The organism is Microcoleus sp. OTE_8_concoct_300 (genome assembly GCF_031383065.1).
In the GTDB taxonomy this organism is placed as follows: domain Bacteria; phylum Cyanobacteriota; class Cyanobacteriia; order Cyanobacteriales; family Microcoleaceae; genus Microcoleus.
On record NZ_JANMZH010000447.1, the window covers coordinates 1 to 5,948 of the forward strand.

The window sequence follows — 5,948 nt, forward strand, 5'->3', positions numbered from 1 at the left end:
ACAATAAAAACAGACTCTGCCTCAGAAATCTCGCTCTTTTCTGGCTCAAGTCCCCCAGAAACCTCTTGTTTCGACGTTGGTTCTAGCCCACTAACGTCTCTTGACTCAATCTCAAATCTCAAGGCGAAAGCTCCTTTCGCCACACTCAAACAGTGACAATAAAAACAGACTCTGCCTCAGAAATCTCGCTCTTTTCTGGCTCAAGTCCCCCAGAAACCTCTTGTTTCGACGTTGGTTCTAGCCCACTAACGTCTCTTGACTCAATCTCAAATCTCAAATCTCAAAGCGAAAGCTCCAAAGCGACACTCTAACAGCGACAATAAAAACAGACTCTGCCTCAGAAATCTCGCTCTCTTATGCGTCCATTTCCCCAGAAAGCTCTTGTTTCGATGTTGGTTCTAGCCCCCAGTACCCCCTTTGAACTCAATCTAAAATCTCAAATCTAAAATTTAAAATCGATTGACCGGAGTGTGATAAAAATCACTGACAGCAGGCAGCGCCTAAATGTAGAAAATGGTGGCGGCCAACAACTAGCTTCAAAACGGGCAGCGGAACCTGTGGCGGTTAAGCTAAAAGAATTGCGGTTCCGTTCAAAACAAATTGGAGTCATCGCGAGTGCGTATTAAGGAGGCGAATTGATGGTGTACGCAGAAAATTGGTCGCAGCCGTCTATCTTGGAGCTAGCGCGATCGGGCAACTTTCAAGCCCTGAATTACTGGATTGACAGCTTGCTGCGACCCGAAGGGATTTATGCCCGCGTCGAACAGGCTCAGGCTGGCTGCGTCCAAATCCTCGTAGAATTTCAGCGCGAATTTGCGCCAGATACTAGATTACTGGGGAGCACTCTCCGGGAAGGCTTAGTCAAATTTATTTGCCACCAACTCTGGAGACTCAACTCGCCAGCAGTAGAAGGGGTGCGAATTCACGCGCGCTTGGCTGGGGAACCAGACATTCTGTGGAAACAGTCAGTGCGAATTGTCACTCCGGCAAACCGCCAGCGGCGGCGTTACCGTTCCCTACTGGTCGTCGATTGGGTTAAATTTAAAACGTATCGTTCTCTGCTGCTAGTGGGCTCGGCACTTGCCTCATTTATTTTAGGGTGTTGGGTGAGCTACCACGAAGCTCTGACCCTGCCGTTAGTATCCCCAGTATCCGGGTACCAGCAAGCTGCGGTAATATCGGGGCCGCCTGCCAAACGTGCGGATACGGTGCAAGCGGCTTTAGAAGTGGTACCAGTAGTACAGCAAAAGCAAGTTGCTAATCCTTACGACCCAACCGTAACGCTGATGTTCGGAGGAAATGTGAATCTATCGGATGCGCTCGGAGCATCTGCGGGCAACGATTACCATTGGGCTTTTGCCAATATGGACGAGTACCGGCAAGCAGATGTGGCGATGGTTAACCTAGAAAACCCCCTGACTCGCTCTAAATTGGGCTCGGGCAAAAAACAATTAAATTTTAAAGCCGATCCAGAATCGGTGAAAGTATTAACAGCAGGAGGAGTGGATATTGTCAATCTGGCAAATAGCCACGCTATGGATTACGCGGAACCGGGGCTGGTGGAGACTATGAATACTCTAGATAATAGTGGGATTCAACACCAGGGAGCCGGCCGAGATATTAAAGAAGCAAGGCGTCCAGATATTATTGAGGTTAAGGGTCAGCGGATCGCCTACCTCGGTTATTACGATGCCGACCTTCACGCCGCCGACCAAGGGAAAGCGGGCACTAACCCCCGCCGCAACAATCGCGTGGCAGAGGATATTCGAGCTCTCAGGGGTCAGGTAGACTGGATTATTGTTAATTACCATTGGGGAGTGGAATTGGCAGATTATCCGGGGGACTGGCAGATTGATTTGGCTCGGTTCACGATCGACCAAGGAGCTGATTTGGTAGTGGGACACCACCCCCAGGTCCTGCAAGGTGCAGAAATTTATAAGGGCCGCCCGATAGTTTACTCGTTGGGTAATTTTATATTCGGCCCGAATGCTCGCAGGGATTACGATACCGCAGTCCTGAAAGTATCCCTCAAAGACAGGAATATGAAGGTAGAGTTTCTGCCTGTGGAGGTGAAAAAGTTTCAGCCGAAGGTGGTGAAGGGAGCCGCGGCAGATCGCATCCTCAAACACGTTGAGCAAATTTCTAGTATTTTCGATCGGCCGATGCGATCTTCTGTAGTTCTCGAGGCCCCAATCAACCTAGGAACGGCACCAAAAACTCCTTATTCTCCATTGCCAGGAGCAGCAAAGAGCGGTACCCGAGGGCCAGGATCCGGTTCCCGGGCCAGCGACGGTGAAAGCAATCTGCAAGGCCCCGGACAAGCCAAACCAACTTTGATTTTGCCGGCTTTGCCACCTGCGCCCAAACAGCCGGACAACTCCTCATTTTTCCAGAACGGGACCGGGCCTGCAATGGAGTCAAACCCGCCTCCGAATCTAAATTTGCCGCCGCGCATCTACCGCACTCAACCTCAAAATCCCAGCGGGGAAGCAGATCCGTTTACGAAAGAGCCATTCATCAAAGAACCGTTTATTTCGCCCCCATCTCCCAGTCAAGGAGCAGTGCCGAGTCCCCAAAGCTATCTTCCCCCCACTCGGGCTGTATCTTTTGAAGTCGCACTCAAACAGCAGCCGACATCCACGATCGTTCCAGGTACAAGCAGCGACCGCTCCGGGCCGCGGATCGCCCTGCCTCCTATAGCTGGGAGCATTGGTTAGCCGATGGGGGTCGGAGCGAGAATGCAGGGGGAGGATAGGGGCGGTAATGGGTGAACATCAACTTAGCAGCGACCAATTATTAACGACCAATTTACTGACAACCAATGATCAATGACCTACTACCGATGACAAATGTGTTTGCGATCGCGCTCAAGCAAAAGCAGTACAAAACCTATATCCTCTCCGACGAAACCGCTAACTCTGCTCTAGAAGTTGTGCCGGAACGGGGCGGTATGGCCACTAGCTGGCTGGTTGAAGGCAAAGAAATCTTCTACTTGGACGCGGAACGGTTCGCCAATCCCGATCTGACAGTACGCGGCGGGATTCCCATCCTGTTTCCCATCTGCAGCAATCTCCCTGACAATACTTACACCCACAAGGGAGTGCAGCGCAAGCTCAAACAGCACGGCTTTGCGCGAGACTTGCCTTGGAGAATAGGCGAACCAGTTACGGAGGGTTGCGCCGCTCTTACCCTGATTCTCGACAGCAGCGACAAGACGCTGGCTGTTTATCCCTTTGAGTTCCAACTAGCCTTCACTTATCAGATTAAAGGCAATTCTTTGGAAATTTTTCAGCGATACACCAATCTGTCTGACGAACCTATGCCTTTTTCTAGTGGTTTCCACCCCTACTTTTTGGCGAGGGACAAATCTAAGCTCCGGTTTGAGATTCCCGGGATGCAGTACAGAGATCAGAACACCCACACTAAGGGTTACTTCACCGGGGTTTTTGACCCGACGCTGGATGAAATTGATGTTTCCTTTGACGAGCTCACTGGTCTTGCTGCTACTGTCACTGACTCGGCCCAGAACTTGCGGCTCACACTCAGTTACAACTCCAGCTATGGGAAGTTGGTTTTCTGGATGGTGAAGGGCAAGGATTTTTACTGTTTGGAACCTTGGACTGCTCCTAGAAATGCCCTCAACACTGGCGAACACTTGATTTATTTGCAGCCGGGAGCGACTTGCGAGATGCTGGTTCGCATGAGTGCAACTTTTTTTTAAAAAACACTTGCTATTTCACATCAAGGGTGCTACTATTAGAAATTGTGTGCGGTAAGAATGTTTTCGCGGGTCGCTAGCTCAGCGGTAGAGCATTCGGCTTTTAACCGATTGGTCTCGGGTTCAAATCCCGGGCGACCCATAAAAAATTAGTGAGTGAAAAATTTTGAGTTTTGAGTGGAATGCTCGGAACTCAAAATTTTGTTTTTTGAACTTTTAACTCTTTTGGCGTAAGTCCCGCGCTGTAATTGTACTCAATTGGGCGTCGGGATATAAGCCAAGCAAGGCTTGTGAAAAAGATCGACAAGTTCCTATTTCTCTAGCAAAAAACGTGTAAAATATAAGTGGTTGCGACCCACCCACTCGACTGCAAACAACAGGCTACAGTAGCAGTAAGATGCTTGGCAAGGACAACTGCGAGAGAAAGGGGGAAAGAACAGACCGCTGGTTGACAAGGTACGCCCTGTTGTGAAATATAATCCATGTTTGTTGTACGAAATAGTTTTTTGCCTTGGGAAACAGGGTTTCTGCGTGGGTTCCCTAGGAAGGGATAAAGGGTGTAAAAGCCCAGAGATGCTGTGTCAGACTCGGATCGTCTTCAGTGACGAATACCCAGCAATGGGATACCCAACAGAGCAACGGCAAACGAGACACGAAGCCCGAACTATAACGGTATTCCGTTTAGTTTGGGTATTTCACGTAAATCTGGAAAGATAGTGCGCGATCGGCTACAAATTGTCTTAAGATTGTCGTAAGAATTGAACTTGTCCAAAATCCACTGCCCAGAAATCACAAATAATTAGGAGGAATATCTATGGCGCTTGTACCTATGCGACTGCTGCTCGACCACGCGGCTGAAAACGGTTACGGCCTACCGGCTTACAACGTCAACAACATGGAGCAAATCCAAGCGATCATGCGCGCTGCTGACGAAACCAACAGCCCTGTGATTCTGCAAGCTTCTCGCGGCGCTCGTTCCTACGCTGGCGAAAATTTCCTGCGCCACTTGATTTTGGCAGCAGTTGAAACCTATCCTCACATCCCCATTTCGATGCACCAAGACCACGGCAATGCCCCCGGTACTTGCTATTCTGCCATGCGCCAAGGTTTCACGAGCGTGATGATGGACGGTTCTCTGGAAGCGGATGCTAAGACTCCCGCCAGCTACGAGTACAATGTTCAAGTTACTCGCGATGTGGTGAATGTTGCTCATTCGATCGGCGTTAGCGTTGAAGGTGAACTGGGTTGCTTGGGCTCTCTGGAAACAGGGATGGGCGAAGCAGAAGACGGCCACGGCTTTGAAGGTGCGCTTTCTCACGATCAGTTGCTCACAGATCCTGAACAAGCTGTTGATTTCGTCGAGCAAACCGGCGTGGATGCTCTAGCAGTCGCGATCGGCACTTCTCACGGCGCTTACAAGTTCACTCGCAAGCCGACTGGCGAAATTTTGGCAATCAGCCGCATTGAAGAAATTCACCGCCGCTTGCCAAATACTCACTTGGTAATGCACGGTTCTTCTTCTGTGCCCCAAGAATTGCTGGAAATCATCAACAACAACGGCGGCAAAATCCGCGAAACCTACGGCGTACCTGTGGAAGAAATCCAAAAGGGCATTAAGTGCGGTGTTCGCAAGATCAATATCGATACTGACAACCGTTTGGCCATTACCGCTGCGGTGCGCGAAGCTTTGTTTGCGAAGCCCGATGAGTTTGACCCCCGCCACTTCTTGAAGCCGTCGATCAAGTATATGCAGAAGGTTTGTAGCGATCGCTACAACTCTTTCGGTTGCGCTGGTCACGGTACAAAGATTAAGCAAGTGTCTTTGGACGATTTTGCAGCTAAGTATGCTAAGGGCGAATTGAGCTCTTCTGCTAAGAAGACTGTGGCTGTTTAAAAATTTTAGGTTTTAGATTTTAGATTTGTCTGAGGTCTAAAGTTTGGATTTCCGGGTAGCTTTGAAGTTGCCCGGTTTTTGTATTTGGACACAAACCCATAGAAGTAAATTCGTTGGAATCCCTGTGAAGCAAGAATCCCCACGCCTGATAGCCCGGGAGTGTCTATTTTGCTTACAATGAAGCTAATGTTCGTTGGAAATTGAACCGTTTGAATCAAAGGTGAAGGAATGGCAAAGGTTATTGCAGTTACAGAAGCTATTAAAAGCCTTGCTGAGGCTGAATCAAGGTTGAATTTGAGCCGAACTGAGGATGAGGCTTTTTTTACAGAGTGGCAA

At 49.4% G+C, this 5,948-nt stretch carries 4 protein-coding genes and 1 tRNA gene; all 5 read left to right on the forward strand.

Annotation, left to right across the window (positions count from 1 at the left end; all coding sequences use genetic code 11):
* Positions 1-470 precede the first annotated feature (470 nt).
* A complete protein-coding gene (locus tag ACUVJL_RS20300) occupies positions 471-626 on the forward strand; it encodes a hypothetical protein (protein ID WP_333440494.1) in 156 nt (51 codons plus the stop codon).
* A gap of 12 nt (positions 627-638) precedes the next feature.
* Positions 639-2,717: a CapA family protein gene (locus tag ACUVJL_RS20305; RefSeq protein WP_445247484.1), complete on the forward strand. Its 2,079-nt coding sequence runs from the start codon at positions 639-641 to the stop codon at positions 2,715-2,717.
* 134 nt (positions 2,718-2,851) lie between these two features.
* Positions 2,852-3,721 (forward strand): aldose epimerase family protein, encoded by an 870-nt coding sequence (locus ACUVJL_RS20310; protein WP_445247485.1) that lies wholly within the window; start codon positions 2,852-2,854, stop codon positions 3,719-3,721.
* 67 nt (positions 3,722-3,788) lie between these two features.
* Positions 3,789-3,860 (forward strand) — tRNA-Lys (locus ACUVJL_RS20315).
* Between the two features lie 672 nt (positions 3,861-4,532).
* A complete protein-coding gene (gene fba / locus ACUVJL_RS20320) occupies positions 4,533-5,612 on the forward strand; it encodes a class II fructose-bisphosphate aldolase (protein WP_333246959.1) in 1,080 nt (359 codons plus the stop codon).
* Positions 5,613-5,948 lie beyond the last annotated feature (336 nt).